General features: G+C 48.3%; 23 protein-coding genes. 15 read left to right on the forward strand and 8 right to left on the reverse strand.

Features of this window, described 5'->3' with window-relative positions; genetic code table 11:
• Positions 1–46 precede the first annotated feature (46 nt).
• The 7 genes from trxA (at position 47) to dltD (ending at position 5,363) form a co-directional block, all read left to right on the forward strand.
• Complete coding sequence (gene trxA / locus LACPH_RS03605) at positions 47–358, forward strand: thioredoxin (protein ID WP_010493758.1); 312 nt, start codon at positions 47–49, stop codon at positions 356–358.
• 149 nt (positions 359–507) lie between these two features.
• Entirely contained in the window at positions 508–696 is a 189-nt protein-coding gene (locus LACPH_RS03610; protein ID WP_306387261.1) for a hypothetical protein, read from the forward strand.
• 181 nt (positions 697–877) lie between these two features.
• Entirely contained in the window at positions 878–1,027 is a 150-nt protein-coding gene (locus LACPH_RS03615) for a teichoic acid D-Ala incorporation-associated protein DltX (RefSeq protein ID WP_005714493.1), read from the forward strand.
• Between the two features lie 17 nt (positions 1,028–1,044).
• Positions 1,045–2,565: a D-alanine--poly(phosphoribitol) ligase subunit DltA gene (dltA, locus tag LACPH_RS03620; protein WP_274784539.1), complete on the forward strand. Its 1,521-nt coding sequence runs from the start codon at positions 1,045–1,047 to the stop codon at positions 2,563–2,565.
• A complete protein-coding gene (dltB, locus tag LACPH_RS03625) occupies positions 2,565–3,782 on the forward strand; it encodes a D-alanyl-lipoteichoic acid biosynthesis protein DltB (RefSeq protein ID WP_070650573.1) in 1,218 nt (405 codons plus the stop codon). The genes dltA and dltB overlap by 1 nt, the downstream gene beginning before the upstream one ends.
• Positions 3,783–3,849: 67 nt before the next feature.
• Entirely contained in the window at positions 3,850–4,095 is a 246-nt protein-coding gene (dltC, locus tag LACPH_RS03630; protein WP_010493765.1) for a D-alanine--poly(phosphoribitol) ligase subunit 2, read from the forward strand.
• Positions 4,092–5,363, forward strand: a complete 1,272-nt coding sequence (dltD, locus tag LACPH_RS03635; RefSeq protein ID WP_274784540.1) for a D-alanyl-lipoteichoic acid biosynthesis protein DltD — start codon at positions 4,092–4,094, stop codon at positions 5,361–5,363. The genes dltC and dltD overlap by 4 nt, the downstream gene beginning before the upstream one ends.
• 147 nt (positions 5,364–5,510) lie before the next feature.
• Here the strand turns inward: dltD and LACPH_RS03640 are convergent, their stop codons facing one another.
• Positions 5,511–5,993 carry a DUF2507 domain-containing protein gene (locus tag LACPH_RS03640; RefSeq protein WP_010493769.1) on the reverse strand — a complete coding sequence of 161 codons (483 nt, stop codon included), beginning with the start codon at positions 5,991–5,993 and terminating at the stop codon, positions 5,511–5,513.
• A 259-nt stretch (positions 5,994–6,252) separates the two neighbouring features.
• Here LACPH_RS03640 and racE point away from each other — a divergent pair, with 259 nt between their 5' ends.
• Both racE and LACPH_RS03650 read left to right on the forward strand, forming a co-directional pair.
• Positions 6,253–7,710 carry a glutamate racemase gene (racE, locus tag LACPH_RS03645; RefSeq protein WP_274784541.1) on the forward strand — a complete coding sequence of 486 codons (1,458 nt, stop codon included), beginning with the start codon at positions 6,253–6,255 and terminating at the stop codon, positions 7,708–7,710.
• Positions 7,707–8,225 (forward strand): metallophosphoesterase, encoded by a 519-nt coding sequence (locus LACPH_RS03650; protein WP_274784542.1) that lies wholly within the window; start codon positions 7,707–7,709, stop codon positions 8,223–8,225. Before racE ends, LACPH_RS03650 begins: the two co-directional genes overlap by 4 nt.
• A 78-nt stretch (positions 8,226–8,303) precedes the next feature.
• Here the strand turns inward: LACPH_RS03650 and LACPH_RS03655 are convergent, their stop codons facing one another.
• Positions 8,304–9,035 (reverse strand): MIP/aquaporin family protein, encoded by a 732-nt coding sequence (locus LACPH_RS03655; RefSeq protein WP_274784543.1) that lies wholly within the window; start codon positions 9,033–9,035, stop codon positions 8,304–8,306.
• Positions 9,036–9,472: 437 nt separating this feature from the next.
• Between LACPH_RS03655 and cbpB the strand changes: the two genes are divergently transcribed.
• Positions 9,473–9,958 carry a cyclic-di-AMP-binding protein CbpB gene (cbpB, locus tag LACPH_RS03660; RefSeq protein WP_010493780.1) on the forward strand — a complete coding sequence of 162 codons (486 nt, stop codon included), beginning with the start codon at positions 9,473–9,475 and terminating at the stop codon, positions 9,956–9,958.
• A gap of 55 nt (positions 9,959–10,013) precedes the next feature.
• Here cbpB and LACPH_RS03665 read toward each other — a convergent pair whose 3' ends face one another.
• Positions 10,014–10,919: a DUF368 domain-containing protein gene (locus LACPH_RS03665; RefSeq protein ID WP_274784544.1), complete on the reverse strand. Its 906-nt coding sequence runs from the start codon at positions 10,917–10,919 to the stop codon at positions 10,014–10,016.
• Between the two features lie 54 nt (positions 10,920–10,973).
• Positions 10,974–11,849, reverse strand: a complete 876-nt coding sequence (locus LACPH_RS03670) for a mechanosensitive ion channel family protein (protein WP_032958328.1) — start codon at positions 11,847–11,849, stop codon at positions 10,974–10,976.
• 677 nt (positions 11,850–12,526) lie between these two features.
• On the opposite strand from LACPH_RS03670, the gene LACPH_RS03675 reads away from it, so the two are divergent.
• From LACPH_RS03675 to LACPH_RS03685, 3 genes are all read left to right on the forward strand, one after another.
• Positions 12,527–12,955, forward strand: coding sequence for a DUF948 domain-containing protein (locus tag LACPH_RS03675; protein WP_087911733.1), 429 nt, complete (start codon positions 12,527–12,529; stop codon positions 12,953–12,955).
• A gap of 14 nt (positions 12,956–12,969) precedes the next feature.
• On the forward strand, positions 12,970–13,476 hold the full coding sequence (locus LACPH_RS03680; protein ID WP_010493791.1) for a YtxH domain-containing protein: 507 nt from the start codon (positions 12,970–12,972) through the stop codon (positions 13,474–13,476).
• Positions 13,477–13,620: 144 nt separating this feature from the next.
• Positions 13,621–14,142: a transcription repressor NadR gene (locus LACPH_RS03685; protein ID WP_087911734.1), complete on the forward strand. Its 522-nt coding sequence runs from the start codon at positions 13,621–13,623 to the stop codon at positions 14,140–14,142.
• A gap of 138 nt (positions 14,143–14,280) precedes the next feature.
• Here the strand turns inward: LACPH_RS03685 and LACPH_RS03690 are convergent, their stop codons facing one another.
• A complete protein-coding gene (locus LACPH_RS03690) occupies positions 14,281–15,384 on the reverse strand; it encodes a M24 family metallopeptidase (RefSeq protein WP_274784545.1) in 1,104 nt (367 codons plus the stop codon).
• A 323-nt stretch (positions 15,385–15,707) separates the two neighbouring features.
• Here LACPH_RS03690 and ccpA point away from each other — a divergent pair, with 323 nt between their 5' ends.
• On the forward strand, positions 15,708–16,709 hold the full coding sequence (gene ccpA / locus LACPH_RS03695) for a catabolite control protein A (protein WP_010493797.1): 1,002 nt from the start codon (positions 15,708–15,710) through the stop codon (positions 16,707–16,709).
• A gap of 130 nt (positions 16,710–16,839) precedes the next feature.
• Here the strand turns inward: ccpA and LACPH_RS03700 are convergent, their stop codons facing one another.
• The gene (locus LACPH_RS03700; protein ID WP_306387262.1) at positions 16,840–19,590 is read right to left on the reverse strand and encodes a transglycosylase domain-containing protein; all 2,751 of its coding nucleotides are present in this window, start codon (positions 19,588–19,590) and stop codon (positions 16,840–16,842) included.
• 442 nt (positions 19,591–20,032) lie between these two features.
• Here LACPH_RS03700 and LACPH_RS03705 point away from each other — a divergent pair, with 442 nt between their 5' ends.
• Positions 20,033–20,716: a YjjG family noncanonical pyrimidine nucleotidase gene (locus tag LACPH_RS03705; protein WP_274784547.1), complete on the forward strand. Its 684-nt coding sequence runs from the start codon at positions 20,033–20,035 to the stop codon at positions 20,714–20,716.
• A gap of 12 nt (positions 20,717–20,728) precedes the next feature.
• On the opposite strand, the gene LACPH_RS03710 is transcribed toward LACPH_RS03705, so the two are convergent.
• Positions 20,729–21,475, reverse strand: a complete 747-nt coding sequence (locus tag LACPH_RS03710; protein ID WP_274784548.1) for a biotin--[acetyl-CoA-carboxylase] ligase — start codon at positions 21,473–21,475, stop codon at positions 20,729–20,731.
• Positions 21,476–21,629: 154 nt separating this feature from the next.
• Positions 21,630–23,033 carry a dipeptidase PepV gene (pepV, locus tag LACPH_RS03715; protein ID WP_274784549.1) on the reverse strand — a complete coding sequence of 468 codons (1,404 nt, stop codon included), beginning with the start codon at positions 23,031–23,033 and terminating at the stop codon, positions 21,630–21,632.
• Positions 23,034–23,048: the final 15 nt, after the last annotated feature.

A 23,048-nucleotide genomic window follows, 5' to 3' on the forward strand; every position in this document is an offset into this window, starting at 1 on the left:
AATGTGCTATGATTTAGTTACAAAAAGTAAGAGGAGGAATCCGTTCATGGTTCAAGCAGTCACAGATTCAAACTACAAGACGGAGACCGACACTGGCGTCACCCTAACCGATTTTTGGGCGACATGGTGCGGCCCTTGTCGTATGCAGAGCCCAGTGATCGAAAAGTTAGCCGAAAGCCGCGATGACGTTAAGTTCGTCAAGATGGATGTCGACGCTAACCCGGAGACGCCAAAGTCCTTTGGCATTATGGCGATCCCGACGCTTGTCATCAAGAAGGATGGCAAGGTTGTCGAGAAGCTGGTTGGCTATCAAACCAAAGATCAGCTTGACGCAACACTGAACAAGTACACTGCTTAATTGAAGCAAGAGGACCAACATTCTGGTCATAGACTGCAATCTGAATAAGATTGTGGCCTTTTTTAAAAGTGACAAATAAGACGCGTAACTTTTTAGCACACAAGCAGGTTTGTGCGAAAGTTAGGCGTCTTTTCTTTTTCATAACCAGATTGGCAAGACTTGAAAATTTGGGGTTAAAGCAAATACCGTTCACTGTGGATATAAAAAACATGATAAAAAGACGAATCTTAATCCAAATCGAGGAAAATCAGTGGGATTTTTCAGATGTAATCGCTATATTAGGGTTATTTGATCGTGGTGGTTTAGCCTGGGGAACGACCTGTATTGAATACGCATAAACGCGTCCGACGTTGATATAACAGGAACTTTGAGACGTTAAACAATTGTCTGGGTTGAAGCCCGACAGATAGTTGTCTGGTTCACATTACGAAACTGTTAGGTGATTGTTACGCTTTTCGTTGGCGAGGCGTTTTCTGTAAAACTATAATAGACGTGTAATTAAGAACGTGGGGTGACAAGATGTTCGCAAAATTAAAAGCGGTGTGGGAGAATCCTACATTTCGGTTCATCTTTTGGACCGTCACGTATTTCGTGATTCTGCTGGTTCTGGTTTATCTATACGGATACAGTGGCATCAATAACAGTAAATTCATCTATAACGAGTTCTAAAAAGGGGGAAAACCGAGATGATCGATAATGTCATCACAGCGATTGATCGGGTCGCCGCAGAGCATCCAACGCGCGTGGCTTATGATTATGAAGGTAAACAGTACACGTACGCGCAGCTAAAAGACGGCAGTGATCGCCTCGCTGGTTTCTTTGCGGAAACATTGCCGGATGGCCAGCCGATCATTGTGTATGGCGGACAAACCTTTGATATGGTTGAGGTTTTCCTTGGGCTTTCAAAATCAGGGCATGCCTACATTCCGATTGATACGCACAGTCCGAATGAACGGATCACTCAAGTCCAGGATGTTGCTCATGCCCCGGCCGTCATTGAAGTCGCGCCGCTGCCGATTACGGTTCCAGACGTTCAGATTATTAAGGTGCCGGAACTCCATGACGCCGAAAAGACGCATGAACCGATTCGTTCCTTGCAACATGCCGTCGCCGGAAACGATAACTACTACATCATTTTCACAAGCGGCACAACCGGCAAACCAAAAGGCGTTCAGATCAGCCATGAGAATCTGTTGAGCTATGTTAATTGGAATATCTCCGATTTTGGTCTTCAGGAAGGCGTTGTTTCGATGTCCCAACCGCCATATTCGTTTGACTTAAGTGTCATGGATCTATATCCAACGTTGGTGCTCGGCGGTACGTTAAAAGCTTTGCCAAAAGAAGTGACTGACAACTTCAAAGACTTATTTGCAACGCTGCCAAAGCTCGGTTTGAATGAATGGGTTTCAACCCCGTCGTTTGTTGAAATTGCCTTGCTGGATCCGAACTTTAAACAGGAAAACTATCCGAACCTGACGCATTTTCTATTCTGCGGTGAGGAACTTGTCAATAAGACCGCACAAGAACTGATTACGCGCTTCCCTAAAGCAACGGTCTATAACACTTATGGTCCGACAGAAGCAACGGTTGCCGTGACCGGTATGGCGATCACGCAGGAAATTGTCGATCAATATCCGCGGTTGCCAATTGGGTATGCCAAGCCTGACACCGACATTTTCATTGTTGATGAGCAAGGCAATCAAGTACCGCCTGATACGGAAGGCGAGTTAATGATTGTCGGGCCAAGTGTTTCTAAGGGTTATCTCAATAATCCGGATAAAACCGCGAAAGCTTTCTTTAAAGTTGGCAGTAAGCGGGGGTATCGTTCCGGTGACTTAGCAACGATGACGGCAGATGGCATGATCTTTTATCGTGGTCGTACCGATTTTCAAGTCAAACTGCACGGTTACCGCATTGAGCTGGAAGATGTTGACCACAACCTGAATCAGGTTTCTTACATCAAGCAGGCGTCAACGGTGCCGCGCTACGATAAGGATCATAAAGTAGCACAATTAATCGCTTTTGCGGTTGCCAAGCCTAACGACTTCGATAGTGATATGAAGTTAACGCAGGCGGTCAAAGCCGAACTTGGCAAGATGGTGATGGAATATATGATTCCGCAACGCATTATTTATCGGGATCAATTACCATTGACAGCGAATGGCAAGGTTGATCGCAAAGCACTGATTGCAGAGGTAAATCACTAATGCTGAATTTACAACCTTATGAAAATCCACAGTATTTTCTCTATTTGATCATCGCCTTGCTGCCGGTCATCATCGGGATGTTTAAAGGCTTCAGGATGCATTGGTATGAAAGCATCTTTTCACTGGTGTTCCTGGTTCTGATTTTTGACGCTGATAAGTGGCCACAAGGTAAGGCACTACTGGGCTACGTGGTCTTCAACCTATTGCTCGTGTATGCCTATTTCAAGTATCGTACGCGAGAAGGGTCGAAAAACTCGACGGCCGTGTTTTATCTCAGTGTTGCGTTAGGCATTGCCCAGTTAGCGGTTGTCAAGTTTACCCCGTTGTTCCAACATCACGGCTCGATTCTGGGCTTTCTGGGAATTAGTTATCTGACCTTCCGTGTCGTCGGAACGATCATGGAAATCCGGGATGGTTCGATCAAAGACCTGAATATGTGGAAGTTTGTCCAATTTCTATTGTTCTTCCCAACGATCTCAAGCGGCCCGATTGACCGTTATCGCCGCTTCGTTAAAGATTATGATCGGGTCCCTGATCCTGAACATTATGCCCAGCTAGTCACAAAAGCGATGCATTATTTGATGCTCGGGTTCCTTTACAAGTTCATTTTGGGTTACATCTTTGGAACGCTGTGGCTACCTTCCGTCGAGCATATGGCGATGGCAAGTCGCGGTGGGGCATTCTTGGGACTCAGTTGGCCAGTTGTCGGCGTCATGTACGCTTATTCCGGGTATTTGTTCTTCGACTTTGCCGGTTACAGTTTGTTCGCAGTAGCCATTTCGTATCTGATGGGCATCGAGACGCCAATGAACTTCAACAAGCCATGGATGTCTTATAACATTAAGGACTTCTGGAATCGTTGGCACATGAGCCTGAGTTTCTGGTTCCGTGATTACATCTACATGCGGTTTGTGTTCTTCGTGATGAAACATAAGTGGTTGAAATCACGGGTCTCGACGGCGTTTGTCGGGTATCTGGTGTTATTCCTGATTATGGGTATCTGGCACGGGGAAACCTGGTATTACATTGTCTATGGGCTATTCCACGCCATGCTCATCAATCTGACCGATGCTTGGCTGCGCTTTAAGAAGAAGCACAAAGACTTCTTCCCGCACAATAAGGCAACGCATTACTTTGCTATTTTCATGACAGCAAATGCAGTCTGCCTTTCGTTCTTGATTTTTTCCGGGTTCTTGGACACACTGTGGTTCCATTAAAAATGTTGTGGTAAATGGCCGGTCGTTCAATGACCGACTGGAGTTGAAAAGAAAGAGGTAGTTGATAATGGCAGACGAATCAATTAAAAATGGTGTTTTGGATATTTTGGCTGATTTAACCGGTTCTGACGATGTGAAAAAGGATTTGGATATGAACTTGTTTGAAACCGGGCTGTTGGATTCAATGGGAACCGTACAGCTGCTGTTGGAACTGCAAAGCCAGTATGGTGTGAACGCACCGGTATCCGAATTTGATCGTAAGGAGTGGGATACTCCTAACAAAATCATTGCAAAGGTCGAACAAGCACAATGAAAAAACCGATCGGGAAGATCCTTTGGCGCGGACTTGGCCCGCTGCTGATCGCTGTGATCCTGGTCGCCGCCTTGATGCTCGTGCCATTTAAGTTTGGCAGCAGCAGCCAAGCGACGATCAGGCAGGCAGCCAGTTCAATGTCGGCCAACGTGCTTAAAGGCGAAAATATTAAAAATGAAGCCATGGCCGAGAACTATGTCCCGTTCATTGGGTCATCCGAATTGTCGCGGATGGATGCTTTGCACCCTTCCGTATTGGCGCAAAAGTACCATCGCAGCTATCGCCCGTTTTTGATGGGGATGGCCGGTACCCAATCGCTGACACATTTCCTGTCGGTCAACGCGTTGACGCATGTGAATGGGAAAAAGGCTGTGATGGTGCTGTCGCCGCAATGGTTTGTTCCTGGCGGCGTGAGGAAGGCACAGTTTGACTTCTTCTTTTCACCGGCGCAACTGACGACGTTCCTGCTACATGCTAATCCGAATTCAGAAGCGGATCGCTATGCAGCGCGTCGACTATTACAATTTCCTTCGACTAACTCGGATCGGATGTCTAATGGGGCGTTGAAGAACATCGCTGCCGGACAGAAGCTGTCGGATGCCCAGTATTGGTATTTGAAGCAAGTTAAAAGTCCGATGGCTGATCATCAGGATGCCTTGTTCTCACAGCTGTTTTTAAATAATAATCAGCCGAAGTTGGACAAAGCGGCTAAACAGCTGCCTGCCAAGTATGATGTTGACGACTTAGACGGTGTGGCGACACAGATAGGCATGAAGGACACGACGAACAATCCTTTTGGACTCAAGAATGACTTTTATTCGAAAAGAGTTAAAAAGAATTTGCCTAAGCTGGAGGGGTCACAAGCGCACTGGAGTTATGTGAAATCGCCGGAATATTCTGATCTGCAACTGGTTTTGAATACCTTTGCGAAAAAGCACATGGAAGTTTTGTTTGTCATTCCGCCAATCAATGCCAAGTGGGCAGCATATACCGGCTTGGATATGAACATGATCCAAGATACCGTGACGAAGTTGAATTATCAGCTGAAAACACAAGGCTTTAATCATGTCCTGGACTTAAGCCAAGATGGCGCGCAACCGTACTTCATGGAAGATACGATTCATATTGGCTGGCGCGGCTGGCTTAAAATGGACCAGACAGTTCGGCCGTTCCTTAAAACGAATAAGGCAACTGGAGTTCATTACAAACTTAACGACCAGTTTTACACGAAGAGTTGGCAACAGCGGTCAGCCAATGGCCTAGACTGAGGTTCTGAAAATAGCGATAGTTAATATTCGTGCCTGACAAAAAGCGGCCCCGAAGACGAATGGCGTCTTCGGGGTCGCTTTTGCATGATTGCGTCTAATTCAAGTTGTTCGGTCATCCCTTAAGTTGATGGTCGACCTGAAGGGGAGTTACTGATCATCGGGCGCCAGATCAATGAGATGATCGGCAGTAGGTTGCGAATCTTGATTGTCCATGACAACGGTTAGGACAACGTTTTGGTCGCGCCGTTGAATCGCACTGCCGCCTTCAACGGCAAAGCCCAAGACCTGTTGCAATGATTGGGCTAAAAACCCGGCTTCAAGTTGAAAGTCTGGGTCATCGTATGTACGAATACGGGTTGCCACGACGTCTCCAGCCAGCAAATATTGGCGCTCCTGGCGCTTTTGTTTGAGCGGCGTTAATGTACCGAAACCAACCTGGGTAAAGAGTTGCGGTAAGGCGGTTTCATCGACTGGTAATTTGGTTGCCAAATCACGCCCTGACCAATAGAGAATATGGTGCTGTTCTTCACCCAGCATGTTCGGCAACATTAGATCGCGCATTGCCGTTACTGCAAAGAATGAGACCGAGCCGGGAAGGTTCAGCAGGGTGGTATAATCAGATTTTGCCATGTTGTGCCTCCTGTTTCTATTCGTCTAGTATAGCCGAAAAATGGGTTTAAAAACATGCTTTTCTGAACGCTTGCTTTTTTTAAGATTTAAACTCACAATGAAGTTTCAGAGTTTTATCGCGACAGATAAGTATCAGGGGCCGTCACGTGTTTTCAGCCGGGTGTCACGCTAGATTTTGCGATTTATTAACAGGCTAGCGTGGTAATCGATGTTAACCAACGGCTATACCTTAAATTGAAGTTTCAAAAGGAGAACCACCATGAAGAACAAGCAACCAATCGGATTTATTGACTCAGGTGTCGGCGGCTTGACCGTTGTGAAAGAAGCCTTGCATCAGCTACCAGCCGAAAACACGGTTTATCTGGGCGACCAGGCGCGTTTGCCATATGGACCGCGCCCGGCTGAACAGGTTCAAGCGTTTACCTGGCAGATGGTCAACTTTTTACTCACCAAGCACATCAAGATGTTGGTCATTGCGTGCAACACGGCGACAGCGGCGGCTTTACCGTTGATTAAAGCCAAGCTATCGATCCCGGTGATCGGCGTCATCAAGCCGGGCAGTCGTGCGGCCTTAAAAGCAACGCGCACCGGCCACATCGGCATTATCGCAACAGAAGGAACGGTTAAAAGTGGTGCCTATACCCAAGCTTTGCGGACGAAAGCGCCGGACATTCGGCTAACCAGTCTGGCCGCGCCCAAGTTTGTGTCACTGGTCGAAAGTAACGAGGCTCATTCGCCAATTGCCAAGCGGGTGGTGGCAGATACCTTGCAGCCGCTTTTGCACACCGACATTGATACGCTGGTTTTAGGGTGCACGCATTACCCGATTTTACGGCCGATTATTCAAAACGTGATGGGTAGCGGCGTCACCTTAATTGACTCAGGTGCAGAAACCGTTAATGATGTTTCGATGCTGCTTGATTATTTTGATTTGGCCAATGACAGCCATGAAACGCCCACGCACGATTATTATACGACAGGCGCCCCTTCCATGTTTGATGAGTTAGGTGAAGCATGGCTTGAATTGAAGGCTCCCATGCACGCCCAGCATGTTAATATTGAATCAGAGCCGACCCACTTTGTTGACGCGGCAGATATGCCAACTGGTAAAACCATCGTGGTTGCCAGCAAAAATCCCGGTAAAGTAAAAGAATTTAAGGCGATGTTTGAGCCTGCTGGCTACACGGTTAAAAGCCTGGCTGATTTTCCCAGCGTCCCGACTGTCGACGAGACTGGCACGACTTTTGAAGAAAATGCGCGGCAAAAAGCCGACCAGTACGCCAAAGATCTCCAGTTACCGGTGATTGCCGATGATTCTGGCTTGATGGTTGATGCGCTGGATGGTCAACCGGGCATTCGTTCAGCCCGTTATGCCGGCGATGGGCATAACGATGCGGCGAACAATGCCAAACTTTTGGCGAACTTAGCTGATGTTCCTGACGATGCGCGAACCGCCACGTTCCATACAACCTTGGTGCTGGCAAAACCGGATCACCCGGAAGCCGATCTGGTGGTTCATGGTGATCTTTCCGGACAAATCACGGCCATCCCGCGCGGAACTGATGGCTTTGGTTACGATCCATTTTTCTTGGTGCCATCACTAGGCAAAACACTGGCAGAACTGACTGCCGAAGAAAAAAATCAGATCAGTCATCGGGGCAATGCCATGCGGTCACTGGAGAAAGTCTGGCAGGCATGGTTGGAGGAAGAGATATGAAAATTCTGGCAGTAAGCGACACGCACGGCGATCGTGAAATTCTTGCGACAATCTTGAAACAGCAGCCGGATCTGGACGGTTATTTCTATGCTGGTGACTCGGAGTTACCTGCCGATGATTCGCTTTTTCAAACGTATCATGCAGTTGAAGGGAACATGGACTTTGATCCTAATTTTCCCATGAGTGTGACAACGACGATTAAAGGCATCACGATTTTTATGACACACGGCCATCGGTTTGGGGTGAACTTTGGGCTGGACAAGCTTATGGCTGCCGGCGAAGCTGCCCATGCTCAGCTGGTGATTTTCGGGCATACGCATCAACTTGGCGTGGAAGAGCGCGCCGGTATGGTGATTTTGAATCCAGGCTCGATTAGTCAGCCCCGCGGTCAGTTCGCCAATTTAGGCGGTACTTACGCTACAGTTTCCTGGACAGACGACAAAGTGCACGTTGACTTTTTGAAGCGGGACGGCGGCATCGTTGCACCATTAAGCCGCGACTTTTTGCAGGCATGATCGTTATGTTTGAGAAAATTAAAAATCGGTTCTAGCGGTAATTGCTAGAGCCGATTTTTTTGAAGAATCAGACCGTTGTTACATAAAGAGTTGTTTGTAGGTGAAAACCGCGAGAATGGCCGCGACGATTGGTGCAATCACAGGCACCCAGGCGTATCCCCAGTCGGAACTGCCTTTGTGTTTTAATGGCAAAAGCGCGTGCAGAATTCGCGGGCCGAGGTCACGGGCCGGGTTTAACGCCGGTCCGGTTGGGCCACCCAGTGATGCCACTAATGTCGCCACAAGGAAGCCTAAGCCCATGTGTGCCGTTCCAAGATTGTCTTGGAAGAACGGTGCTTTGGTAATACCAAGGGCGCCGATGAAAAGAATATACGAACCGATAAATTCGTTGACGAAACCGTTTAGTTTGCTCTTCGTCGCACTGATCGTACTAAATGTCCCAAGAATGTGTTGGGTATTGGTCGTGAGATCATAATGCGGTTTGTAAGCTGCAACGACAAACAGCTGTCCGACCATGGCCCCGGCTATCTGGACCACAATATACGGTAACACTTCTGACCACGGGAACATGCCAGAGGCAGCTAAACCTAACGTAAATGCAGGATTGATGTGGTTACCGGAAATGGCGCCAAACATCATGGCGGGAATCATGACTCCGGCGCCATAGCCGACCGCGATCAGTAGCCAGTCTGAGCCATTTCCTTTGGTACCCTTCAAATCGACGTTGGCAACGGAGCCATTTCCTAACAAAACCATAATGGCAGTGCCAATAAATTCGGCGGCCAAACGCACGCCTAGATCATATGTCATTTTTACCCCTCCAAATGATTCGTTCATTGCTAGCATGTGCATGGTGCTTACTTTGATTTGCTTTGTTGCTTCGATAACGTGTTCTCCCGGCTCTAAGCGGGCTGGCTCACGCTCCACCATAACGCGTTCGCAGTCGCAGAAATCTGCGTGTAAGGACCTCGGTCGCAATGGCAAAGAGCGCCATCACGCCCAAGGCCGCTTACACTCCGATTTCTAAACGCTCCTGCTCACGCTCACTAAAAAGTTGTCGTATTTCTTATGAATAACGCCGATAGAAATTCCCTGAAGCCGTTCATGGTAAAATAACCATATGGTGTTTCCGCCTTTTGACGGATGGCACCGGCATGGATAAGCGGTAAACTGAACCAATAAAGTTAACTAATCTAACTTTTTGATCGATGTACTTAAACCAAGAATGTTAAAAAGGAGCTACCCAAATGTTAAATCAAGCCATTGCCAATATGCTGATTGAAAATCGTCATCACTTTATGATTTCTGCAGATATGGTTGCAACGGTCTCCGAAGATAACCCATTAAGTCATGCGTTTCTTGTTCTTACCAAGGTGCGCTATGCGAAAATTCCGGTTTTGGATCACGACTCGAAGTTTAAAGGGCTCATTTCACTGCCGATGATTACCGAAACGATGCTGGGTCTGGACCATATCAGTTTTCAGTCACTAGATACCATGACCGTCAAAGATGTCATGGAGACTGATGTGGCGACAATTAGTGACCCCTATGACTTGGAGAACGTTTTACATTTGCTTGTCGACAACCCGTTCATTCCGGTCGTTCAGGATGGATACTTCACTGGTATTGTGACCCGGCGTGAGGTGATGAAAGGCATCAACAATATTGGTCACAATATCGACAAGCATTTCCAGTTGGAACCTTTAGCGTCAGTCGTTGAAAAAGAATCTTAACCCCTTAAAAACCGGCATACGGACAAACCTGTATGCTGGTTTTTTGTTGGCCACATTAGTTAGCGTCTGCGTTGGATTCCGGTTTATCTAGGAAAATGGTCGCTAAAACGCCGATGATGAGGCTAACCACAACCAAAAGTGCCGGAATAACCATGCCAGTAGCCGGCCAATAAGGCGCGATGCCAGTTTCGAGCAGAATGACCACTGCTGCGGCAACAATACCGCATACAGCATAATAAACCTGGGTTTCGAAATGCTCGAGCAAATACGCCATCAATTTGGCCACCGCAATCAGACCGGCAATGGCGCCAAGCATGAAGGGCAGCAGCAACGCCACCGAGCCCATCGCTGCGTTAAATGCCGACCAGTTACCGGAAGCGAATGCCCGGGCTGCATCGCCTAGCTGGCTGACGGCATTGTAGACGGTTCCGTATTGATCAATGACCATCAGCATGACGGAGCCGGAAATACCAGGGATGGCCATTAACGATACCGCAAAGATGCCGGCAAAAGCCATCACACCGGCGTCACTAACACTGCTCAGGCGCTGAATGGCAGTGAGGTTCTCCGGCTGGGTCCCGCCAAGCTTGGCTAGTCCGTAAATACCCGCAAATCCTCCAGCCACTAGTAAGAGGTACCACCAAGTGAAGGGTTTGAGCACCAATTTGCGATAAATAAACGGGCCGATGCCAAGTACTAACCCGATAAAGAAACCATAACTAGGTAGCGGCCAATGCGTGGTGACGACTAGGACGGCTTTAGTGGAAACCAAGATACCAACGACAGCTCCTAAGCCAATCGGTGCCAAGAAACGCAAATTTTTCTTGGGATTGGCGCGGAAGTGATTCACTGCTTGTAAGAGGCGGTCATACAACCCGACGACGACGGCAAAAATACTGCCGGAAAGACCGGGAATGACAAGTGCAATGCCGATGATGGCACCTTTGATGAAGTTGAGCATAGCATCTCCTTATAAATGGATTTTGGTGTGAATATTGGTAAAACGCCAAACTCTTTATGAGCCAGACTGTAAATTGATCGGCGGCGTGATCACATGAATGCCGGCGGAGTTTAATGCAGCAATGTAAGCAGCGAGAAATGTTCGCTGTAAACTGAGCTGCTCACCGTTTTCAGCGTAAAAAAGAACTTGGTAGGTAAACGTGCCATTTTTTTCCTCTGTCAGACCCAGAATATCCGGACCCTCAGTGATGGTCGTGAACTTTGGAACTAAGTCGTGATTGACGCGTTCAATAGTTTTGCGGACCAAATCGAGATCAGCAGTCGGCTCAAGTGGCAACTTAATGAGTACCTGCATATTGCTGCGGGAAAGGTTGCTGACGATTGTAATGTTGCGATTAGGGATGAAGTTAACCGTACCGTCGTAACTCTTAACCACCGTGGTGCGTAAGCCAAGGCTAGTGACTGTTCCGGAAATCTTGCCTAATTGGACAACATCACCAACGTCAAACTGCGCCTCCAGTAGAATAAAGAAACCAGTCACAACGTCATTGACGAAGCCTTGAGCACCAAAGCCGATTGCCAAGCCGGCCACGCCCGCACCAGCAAGCAGTGTCCCCACCGGAACGCCTAACGTTGATAGGATCGCGTAAAAATAGAAGAAGAGCACAAAATAGAAAAATAGATTTCGCGAAAGGGTGTGGATGGTTTTGACGCGCGTGCCTGATAAATGTGCGCGACGCTGATAGCTTTTAAAAGCCCGATTGATGGCGAACTGACCTAAACGATAAAGTGCAAGAAATAAAATCGAAAAGAATAGCAACGACAGAACCTTATCAATCAGGGTTCCGGCAATTTTATCCCAGTTGATGGTTTTAAAATACCGTAACCACACATTGGGTTGTTCAGTTACGGTCGTTGCCGTGAACATCATGCCTGTCACGTGACGACCTCCTCTTGGTGTTGGCTTTATTTTACCAGAACCGGGGCGGATCTGCTGGAGATTTGTCATGATGCGGATAAGTTTTAACTTTTGGTGGGAGAAGGGGTGGGTGTGATTGTGTGGCAGGGGGGAAATAAGGATAGGAAGGCAATCCGGTTCCGAAACGCGCTCGCTGGCGCAGAAGTCGGAGTGTAAGGACCTTGGGCGCAATGGCCAAAGACCAGCCATGGGGGGAAAATAAGGATAGGAAGGCAATCCGGCTCTGAAATGCGCTCCCTGGCGCAGAAATCTGCGTGTAAGGACCTCAAACCCAAATGGCCAAAGACCAGCCATGGGGGGAAAATAAGGATAGGAAGGCAATCCGGTTCCGAAACGCGCTCACAGTCCCAGAAACCTACACATAAGGACCTCGAACCTAAATGGCCAAAGCCTAGGTATTGGGGGAATAAATTTTGTAGGGCAATCCGGTTCCGAAACGCGTTTGCAGTCGCAGAAATCTACGTGTAAGGACCTCAAGCCTAAATGGCCAAAACCCAGCCATTTAGGCTTGAGGCCACTTACACTCCGATTTCTAAGCGCTCCTGCGCACGCTCTTTAAATCTTTTGCACCACTCTCCCCTCGATGTTATGATTGGTGTAACCAACTGGTTTGAAATGGAGGGTGTTGCATGTCAGGTGGAGAGATTGCTTGGATCATTGCTGCGGTTGCTTTTTTGATTATTGCTTTGGCGATTGCCGTCATTGCGATTCGGGTTTCGGGTGTGACCAAGGAAGTTAAGGAAACGGTTGCCGAGACGAATAAGACGTTGAACACGGTCAACGGGGAGCTTGGCATTTTGACGAAGGAAGTCGAAGGCCTTCTTGCGAAGAGCAATACCCTTCTTGAAGATGTAAATGGCAAGGTGGCGGCGATTGATCCTGTCTTTACCGCAATTGGTGAGCTTGGTGAAAGCGTTTCTGATTTGAATCAGTCAACGCGCAATTTGACCGAACGCGTTGCTCATGGTGCCAAGAACGGGGCCAAGGCGACGGTTGCGACACGTATGGGTGCCAAAGCATTTTCAATGTTGACCAAAAAGAAACATCATAATGAATAGCAGGGGGAATCATCATGGCTAAAAAAGGACATTTTTTGCTTGGATTTGTATTCGGAGCTGCCAGTGCCTTAGCAACGACTTATTTATTGACACCGCAAACCAGTGACGAGTTGAAACGGCGCGTCAAACATGCTTCCGCGAATTTAGCCGATCGTGCGGTTGATTACTATGATTACGCCAAAGAGGCTAGTGCCGACTGGAAGCAAAGCGCGACGGATTTTGTCGATGACTTGAAGGCGCGTGGGAATGATGCCGATGGGTCAGAAGCGTTGGCTAATTATGATGCTGCGACTGAGCAATTGCGCGACCAATTGAATACTGCAGCGGATACGGATACTTCAGCTGATTTTGATGACATTGTGCTGGACGGTAAGAGTGCGTTTGCCCAAGCCAAGGATGACGATGAAGGCAGTGAAACCCGCACCGATGAAGTGCCGGAACCGACCGAACCAAAGCCAGTTAGTGGGGCCGCCGCATCTGAGGCCAAACCGGCAAGTTCTGAATCTGAAGCTACCGATTAATCAGCACTAGTAACCACAAGATTTTGAATATTAAAAATGGCGACAAACGAAAGACACCCCGACGTGAGCGCCTTTCGTTTGTCGCTTTTAGCATCGTAGCTGAATTTGTTTGAAGCATTTTGATCATGAATGAGGGAGAATACTATGCTAAATAGCGAACGTCAGGCACACATCAAAGCCACTTTGAGTACTGCTGCCGAACCGCTCAGTGCGTCGAGTTTTGCGCGGCGGTTTACCGTCAGTCGGCAGACCATCGTCGGTGATATTGCGCTTTTGCGGGCCCAAGGCGAACCGATCATTGCAACGCCGCGTGGTTATACGTTGTCACATCCAGCGGCTCATGAGTTTTTGATTCCTTGCAAACACACGCCGGAGCAAACAGAGGAAGAGCTGCAGCTGATCCTCGACAACGGCGGTTGGATTGAAGATGTTTTGGTCGAGCATCCGCTATATGGTCAGTTACGCGGTCAGCTGAATATTCGCACCGTTGCCGATATGAAGCTGTTTTTGAGTCGTCTAGCGCGTTATCAAGGCCGCCTCTTGTCCGAGTTAACCGGTGGCATTCATTTACACACGATTAGCGTTAAAAATGAACGGAATATCGCCAAAATTAAAGAAGCACTGCGCAAGGCTGGCATTTTATATGAACAGTCGGAAGCAGACTAGACAATTTCGGTGGTAGAGGCAAAAACAGCAGCAGTCAACAACATAAAAATGGTCCCGAGGAGACAGCGTTACCTCTTTGGGACCATTTTCGATATTTAGCGCACTGTTCATTTTTTACCGACGAGCGACCCGGCGTCATCAGCCATTGATGACAGTGAATTCTTTTGATGTGTGGGTAAAAGGTTCGCAGCCGGTTTCCGTGACGTGGACACAGTCTTCGATTCGAACACCAGCGACACCAGGAACGTAAATACCAGGTTCGATCGAGAAGCACATGCCTGGCTGTAGAATCATATCGTTGCCTTCCATGATGGATGGGAATTCATGGGTGGACATGCCGATTCCGTGTCCCAAACGGTGATTAAAATACTCGCCGTAACCCGCTTTGGTAATAATGTCGCGGGCAATCTTGTCGAGTTCGGATGCTTTTAATCCCGGCTTAACGGCATCCATAGCAGTCAGGTTCGCTTCTAGACAAATATCAAAAATTTCACGCGGCTTACCGGTGACCTGACCAAAAGCGACGGTGCGCGTGGCGTCAGACATGTAACCATGGTTGTCCGTACCAAGATCAAACAAGACCAGTTCATTTGGAGCGAGCTTTGTTCCCATCGGTTCGCCATGCGGATTGGCCGCATCTACGCCAGCTTGGACGATGGTGCTAAAACTCATGTGCATGACGCCTTCCTTCATCATCGCATAGTCAATTTCAGCCGCAACTTCCTGTTCAGTGGCACCTGCCTTGATCGCCTTAAAACCTGCTTGGAACGCGCGGTCAGCCTGAGCACCGGCAATTTCCATTTGTTTAATTTCGGCAGGTGTTTTGATTAACCGTTGCTTTTCAATGAAACGGGAAGCATCGATCGGAAAAGTCGCATCAGGAAACTGCTTCATAATGGCTTCAAATTTGAAAACAGCGAGGTTATCCTTTTCGATAGCCCACTTGGTCGGATTAGGGTTCACGTCCTTGATATGGGTCGCCATGACGGCAAACGGATCTTCGTGATCAAGATAGCCAAATACCTGATAAGGCCAGCCAGCTTTTTTAACTTCCTCAATGGTTAGTTGCGGGGTGAACAGGAACGGATCCTTGTTCGGGGTGACGATTAAGGCGGTGATCCGTTCTTCGGGATCCTGGAAGAAACCCGTGTAATAATTGATATTGACCGGGTCGCTGATATAGGCAAGGTCGAGGCCTTCTTCGCCAACCCAGGTTTGTAATGCTGCTAAATGCTCGTTCATCGTGGTCCTCCTCAAAAGGGCACAGCACAAAATATCATGCAAAACGATTCTTTGACCGCATTTTGTGATGCACCGTGATATTAACGCGCCAGTTGCTCAGGCACCGAAAATGACCCGCACAATAAGGGGACCAATCTCAATGCCTGATGCAACTTTCTCTAACAGTATATCACGAGCAATACGCCGAACTTTCTGAAAAGCCCGTTTGTGAAAATTTCATGGAAAATTCAGTAAAACGCTTGCATTGCCTTTCTCATTCTGCTATTTTGGAATGTAAATAGATGTTTCGTGATTTTCATACTCACGACTAAGGAGAAAATAAAGTGGAAAAACAAACAATAACAATTTATGATGTTGCCCGCGAGGCAAATGTATCGATGGCGACGGTGTCCCGAGTGGTTAATGGTAACCCGAATGTGAAGCCGGCTACCCGCAAGAAAGTTCTAGAGGTTATCGAACGCCTCGACTACCGGCCGAATGCGGTAGCCCGTGGCTTAGCCAGCAAGAAAACGACAACTGTCGGCGTTATCATTCCTGACGTTACTAACATGTTCTTCTCAAGCCTGGCGCGCGGGATTGATGATGTGGCGACCATGTACAAATACAACATTATTTTGGCGAACTCGGATGAAAATAACCAAAAGGAAGTTTCCGTACTTAACACCTTGTTAGCCAAGCAGGTTGACGGGTTGATTTTCATGGGTCATGAATTGACCGATTCGATTCGCGCTGAATTTTCCCGGAGCAAAACGCCGGTTGTACTGGCAGGTTCGATTGATCCAGATGAACAGGTTGGCAGTGTCAATATTGACTACGTGGCCGCGGTTGAAGAAGCGACGCACCAATTACTGGAGAGCGGCAATAAGCGGGTGGCATTGGCGACTGGCTCGCTCACCCATCCAATTAACGGCCAGTTCCGCCTGAAGGGCTATAAACAGGCACTTGAAAAAGCCGGCGTTGCCTATGACGAAAGCCTGATCTTTGAAAATGAGCCAAGTTATCAAGCAGGGTTGGCATTGTTTGGTAAGCTGCAGAAAGTCGGCGCAACGGCTGTCATTGCCGGCGATGATGAACTGGCAGTCGGCATTTTGGACGGCGCGCTGGACAAGGGTGTGAAGGTACCGGATGATTTCGAAATCATTACCAGCAACAATACTAAGTTAACCGAAATGACCCGGCCACAACTGACATCAATTGATCAGCCGCTTTATGATATTGGTGCTGTGGCAATGCGGTTGCTGACCAAGATGATGAACAAAGAAGAGATCGAAGAAAAAACCGTGATGTTAGGGTTCGATATTTTGAAACGCGGCTCAACCAAATAAAGTTGTTGCGCGAAGTCGGCTTTGGCACCTCGTGAGCAATAAAAAATCGGTTCTAAAGACAGATGATGTGTGTCTTTAGAACCGATTTTTGCGTTACTGGATTGATTGGCCTTCAAGATGACGCATGAACTTACTGACCGCTGCCAGTTGTAGCAGGTGTGGTTTGCTGATTATTGGTTGTTGTGCCACCGGTCATGTTACCGCCAGTCGTTGTCGTGCCAGTGCCGGTTGTTTCGCCGCCAGTGCCAGTTGCGCCGTTTGTCCCGCCAGTACCTGTGGTTTGCGGTTCACTTGGCTGGCTTTCGGAAGTTCCCTGCTGGTTTTTCTGACTGGAAGGCACCGTGACGCTAGGCGTTTGGCTGCTTTCCGTCGTGGCCGGTGTCGTGGTTTCAGGCGTGATCGGCGTTTCCTGATGTTCTTTTTTGGCTTCGGTCGAGCGGCCGTTAGCGTCAGAGACCTGGCCATAGCCGTTACTTTTGCCGTTGAGATGGTCATAGAACAACTGATAATTGTCTTTGCTGCCGCCGATGCCAAATTCGGCTTTCGCAGTTGGCTGCCAATCATTGTAGAGGCTGGTAACAGTTGATCCGCCTGTATGATAAGTCCGCCCGTTAAAAGTAAGGGTACCAGCCGGTTGTCCGGTTTGCTTATCGACAGTGACGGACTTGACGGTACTTGGTCGAGCTAGTTTTTTGTCAACTTTAAATTGCTTAGGGATGGTGTGATAAACCGCATTTGCCAACTTCGACCAGTAAGCTTCGTTGGTCATGGAGCTATTTTCATCAAGTGTGTAGTTGGTGCCGTTGCTGTTGTCATAGCCCATCCAACTGGCAATTGTCACACCAGGCGTTGAACCGATAAACCAAATATCACGGAAATCGTTGCTGGTCCCGGTTTTCCCGATCAGGTTATCGGTATTGAAGCGCAGCTGATAGTTTAGGCTCTCGGCTGTCCCTGATTCAACCACGTTTTTCAACATTTGATTCATGATGTAGTTCGTACCTTTGGAGAAAACCTTGGTCTTTTTAACCTGATGCCGGTAGACCGCGTGTCCTGAAGGGTCAACGATTTCAGAAATGACATAAGCCGGAACGTGTTCGCCTTCATTAGCAAAAGTGGAAAAAGCGCTGGCTTGTTCCTTGACGTCGACGCCATAATCGGTACCGCCCAAGGCTAGACCGAGCTGGCTGTAATCATTGTCAGTGAGGGTATTGATGCCCATTTTTTCCATGTAGCTTTTGACATTGACGTTCGGCTTGATGTGTTTATACAGATTAACTGCCGGAATGTTGTAGGATTGGGCAAGCGCTTCGGTGGCAGGGATGAACCGATTTTGAATCTGGTCGCCGTAATCGGTCACACTGTAATTGTTGCCAAGGTTGGTTTTGAAATCAGCCAAAGCCGTCTGCGAACCGATGACTTTTTGATCGATCGCTGGTGCATACACCAAAAGCGGCTTAATCGTGGAGCCGGGAGAACGTAAGGTGTAAATGTGATTGAGTTCACCAGAGACCCCGCCGACAAATCCGAGAACGGCACCGGTTTGGTTGTCTAACACGACGGAGCCGTTTTGCACTGGATGTTTAACGGTTTCGGTTTCGCCGGTTTTAGGATTGATCTGAGTGCTGGTGTAAGTTTGACCGAATGTATTTCGCGTGGCGCGCATCACAAATTGCATTCGATCGTACACGTCTTTGTTGATGGTACTTTTGATTTGATAATTTTTGGAAGCGAAAAGATCGCCTGCTTGCCTCAAATAGTCGTTGTTTAAGGCGTTGTCTTTGGCAAGGTCGGCAGCAGAGTGACCATCATTTTGGGCTAATTTCTCAGCTAATAATGATTTAGCTTCACTGAGCACCATGTTGTAGACATACCCATACTCATTGTCATCCTGTTCGGCATTTTCCGGCTTGAGGAACGCGCCTTTTAGATCGAATGACTTGGCTGCAACATACTGCTTGTGACTGATGACGCCAGCTCGATACATCCGAAACAGCACGGTCTGTTGCCGATTAATGCCGGATTTAAGACTGGCTTTTAGTTGACCGTTGGCAGTATACGGCGTGTAAACAAACGGACTCTGCGGCAAGCCAGCAATAAAGGCGGCTTCCGGCAGGTTCACCTGACTGGCAGAGACGCCAAAAAGTCCTTGCGCAGCCGCTTCGACGCCGGCAATGTTTTGCCCCTTGTTGTTCCGACCCAGCGTGGCGACATTCAGATAAGTTTCCAGGATTTCGTTCTTGCTGAAGTGGTTGTTTAGGCGCCGCGCCAACATGATCTCCGCAGCTTTACGTTTGAAGGTTGTCTCTGAGTTCAAAAACATCATTTTGACAACCTGCTGCGTCAAAGTCGAGCCGCCAGTTTGGTTACCCATGCCGGTTAAATCGGAAAAGAAAGCCCGAATCACCGCCTTGGGCACAACCCCGTCATGACGGTAAAAGTCCTCGTCTTCAGTGGCAATGATCGCCTTGGTCAGCCATGGCGACATATCGTTAAGGCTGACTTTTGTGGAATACAAGTCGCTTTTGACGTCACTGAGCTTGACGTTATGTGCAAAATACATACTGGAAGTGCGGCTGGTGTTGGATAGCGTTGCCTTCATCGCTGCTTCGGTCGGAATCGGCGTTGCATCGATAATCGACACAAAATAGCCGCCAAATAAGCCGAGCCCGAAAACAGCCGCAATGCCTAAAACGCCTAATAAGTAATAGACAATACTTTTGATACTTTGAAGCGTGACATTACCGTAAAAAACAATGGCAGTCTTACCCGTTAAATGTTTGGAATCAGCTTTGGAATCAGGACGCCGCGTCACGAATGCCGTGAACCAGCGGCGAAATCGAGTCCCAAGCGTCTTGACCCGATCGACGAACTTTTTCAAGTGCTTGTCCCACCTTAAATTTTGGTCTAATACTCCTTAGTATACCGTAAAAATAAAGCGGATTCTAATACTGTTGGCAGAGCGCGAACTGGCGCGGTTAGAAGTCGGAGTATAAGTGGCCTTGGGCGTGATGGCCCGGGCTTAGGCCATCGCGACCAAGGCCCTTATACGCAGACTTCTGCGCCAGTGAGCGCGTTTCGGAGAGCATCGGTAAACGGGCCGGTCTTTGACCATTGCGACCAAGGTTCTTATACGCAGACTTCTGCGCCAGAGAATGCGTTTGTGGAAAGCGCCAGTTTCTGTTTGCGAGAATGCACTTCAAAACCAACTTGTCTGTTTGTCCTCACCATTCATAAGTTCAAGCGGCTTCACTTGCGACCCGCGTTGTGTTGTGCAAAACTGATAACTATATAAAATAAGCGAGCGAGAACAGGAGTCAGTTATGTACCGAGTTATTTTGTTTGATGTAGACGATACCTTGTTGGATTTTAAAGCAGGGGAACTAAAAAGCCTGGCTAAGATGTTTGCCAGGCTTAAATTACCATATACGCCGCGGATTGAGGCAAGTTATTTGAAAATCAATACTGATCTGTGGCGTGATTACGAAGCAGGCCGGATTACGCGACCGGAATTGTTTGATGTGCGATTTGCCAAGCTGTTTCGCCATCATCATTTGAACGCCGATCCCCATTTGGCAGAGCGGACGTATCACCATTTTCTGGATCAGGAAGCGATTTTGCTGCCGCGCGTGACGGAAACTCTGGATGCTTTAAAAGACTATCGGCTGTTTATCGTCAGCAATGGCATTGAGCCGGTCCAACGTGAGCGCCTGGCAACCAGTGGCTTAATTGATTATTTTGAGGACATTTTTGTTTCCGATAGTGTCGGGAGCCCGAAGCCGACCGTGGCGTTTTTTGATTATGTTGCCAAACGCATTCCCCGGTTCAATCGGCACGAAACATTGATTATGGGCGATTCGTTGACGTCGGACATTCAAGGCGGCATCAACGGCAAGATTGATTCAATCTGGTTCAATCCGCAATTCCAACCTAATCGCGAGCAGATAACGCCGACTTATCAGCTGAATGAATTCAGTGATTTGACTAAATTACTGCTTGCCAACTAGACGATGTGTGGCTTAATCGACTAAGCGAATGGTGCCAGTTGTGACGACCATTGTTCCTTGGGCCGTTTTTAACAGCAAGGCACCATTGTCATCGAACCCGCTGATGATTCCGGTCAGCGAGTTTTGTGTGCCGCTAACCGTGATTTGCCGACCGATCCAGGCAGCCTTTTTCCGATAAATCGGCATAATGGTGTCAGGATTCGCAAACAACCGCATGAGATTCGTCAAGAAACGGCCGGCAAGCTCCGGACGCGGATCGCTACCGGGCTTTTCAGTAAGAAGGGTAGTGATTGGCTGATCGGTCGGTAACGGCGCTGTCAGGGTCGGAAAAATATCAACGCCGACGCCCAGCACCACGGCATTTTGTTCGAGCAATGCTTCTGCCAAAATACCGGCAACCTTTTTGCCGTTTTTTTGCAAATCATTGACCCATTTGATCGCGGTGACAATACCAAATTGGGTTTCAATCGCTTGCTGCAAAGCGACGCCGGCAGCTGGCGTGATTAAGGCACGGCTGATTTGCGGGTGGAAGGCGTAACTCAGATAGAGACCGGCATCGGCCGGACTGGCAAAGTGTTTGCCGTGTCGACCCACACCGGCAGTCTGTTCACCGGCAATCAGAATTTGCGGTAACGTAGCACCATTTTGGACGGTTTGTTTTAAAACCGTGTTAGTTGATGTCACCGTTGCCTGCGTTGTGACGGCTGCACGCAAATGTGGATCATCTAACCATGGATTTAAGCTATCAGGCGTTAACATAAGAAAGCTTCCTTTCTGGGATCAATCGCAAGTGCGCCAGAAGTCAGGTGACAGACTTCTGGCGCACAGGCACGAGCATGAATTTTAAAATTTGCCAAGAACTGTTATCAGTAATGTGAATACTGATAACATTTTAAAAATACAGAGACTTAGCTTATTTGACTAAGCGGCTGATGGCGTCGGCGTAAATGGCCACCGCTGTGATGATATCTTTAATTGGCATGTACTCATTCGCCTGATGCATGACATTTTCCTGTCCCGGCATCTGGGCGCCGAAAGCGACACCCCGTTTGATAATTCGGCCATAGGTGCCGCCACCGATGACTTGTTCGTGTCCGGCAATACCAGTGTGGTCCGTGAAAGTTTGCAATAGGGTTTTAACCAGCGGATCGTCACCAGGAACGTAATGCGGTTCCTGTGCATGGCCACTCAAGGATACGTCGAATTGGTCGGCACCGACCGCGCTTTCAATTTGATCACGGATTTTATCAGCATCGGTGCCTTGCGGATAACGGACATTGACCAATACACTTTGTTCGCCATCCTGGGTAAACGTGAAGATATCCGGGCTAGCGGTTAACTCGCCCATCAGTTTGTCCGTGTAATTGATACCCAAGTGGTGGCCGCGTGAATCTAAGTGCAGATATTTGGCGATCATGGTCAGATAGGCTTTGCCTGCCGGATCAAAAGGCAAATCAGCTAACAGGCTTGCCAGATAAGTGGCCGCATTCTTGCCATCTTTTGGTTCTTGGGCATGGGCGCCTTTACCCACGATTTCGATCGTCGTAGGATTGCCCAGCGTCAAGGTGAGTTTGACACCTTGCTGATCGGCCCAGTCGTTGACTTGGGTCGCAAAGCTTTCAGGCAAGTCGCCGGTGATGGTTGCTTTTGCTTCTTGCGGAACCATATTTGGTCGAATACCCGCCGAAAATTCATTCAAAGTCAGTTGGGCTTCTGCTGCAGCAACCGGTTTTTGCACGATTTTGAAGCTGGCAATGCCTTTTTCACCGTTGATAATTGGAAATTCGGCATCAGGAGAAAAGCCAAAATCCGGTGCCGGTTCGCTTTCGAGATACCGATGCATGCCAACCCAATCGGATTCTTCATCGGTTCCAAGGATAAAGTGAATCTTTTTATTGATTGGCAGGCCCAGATCGCGGACGAGTTTCAATGCATAGTAAGCAGCAATGCTCGGTCCTTTGTCGTCGCTGGTGCCACGACCGTAAATCTTACCATCGCGAATCACCGGGTCAAATGGATCGGTTTGCCAACCGGGTCCGGCGGGAACAACATCGACATGCCCAAATAGTCCTAAAGTTTCAGGACCGCTGCCTAACTCGATCCGACCGGCAACATGGTCCACATTGAGCGTCTTAAAACCATCCCGCTCGCCAATTGCCAAAAAGGCATCCAGCGCTTTTGCCGGACCTGGTCCGAGTGGATATTCTGCGGTTTTATGCTCGGTGTCGCGTTCGGAATTGATCTTCAACAGTGTTGTGAGATCAGAAAGAAGCTGGGGTTCTAATTTTTCTGCTTCCTGCTGCCAATTAATTGCCATGAGGTTAACCTACTT

The sequence above is a fragment of the Lacticaseibacillus parahuelsenbergensis genome (assembly GCF_030770265.1).
In the GTDB taxonomy this organism is placed as follows: Bacteria; Bacillota; Bacilli; order Lactobacillales; family Lactobacillaceae; genus Lacticaseibacillus; species Lacticaseibacillus casei.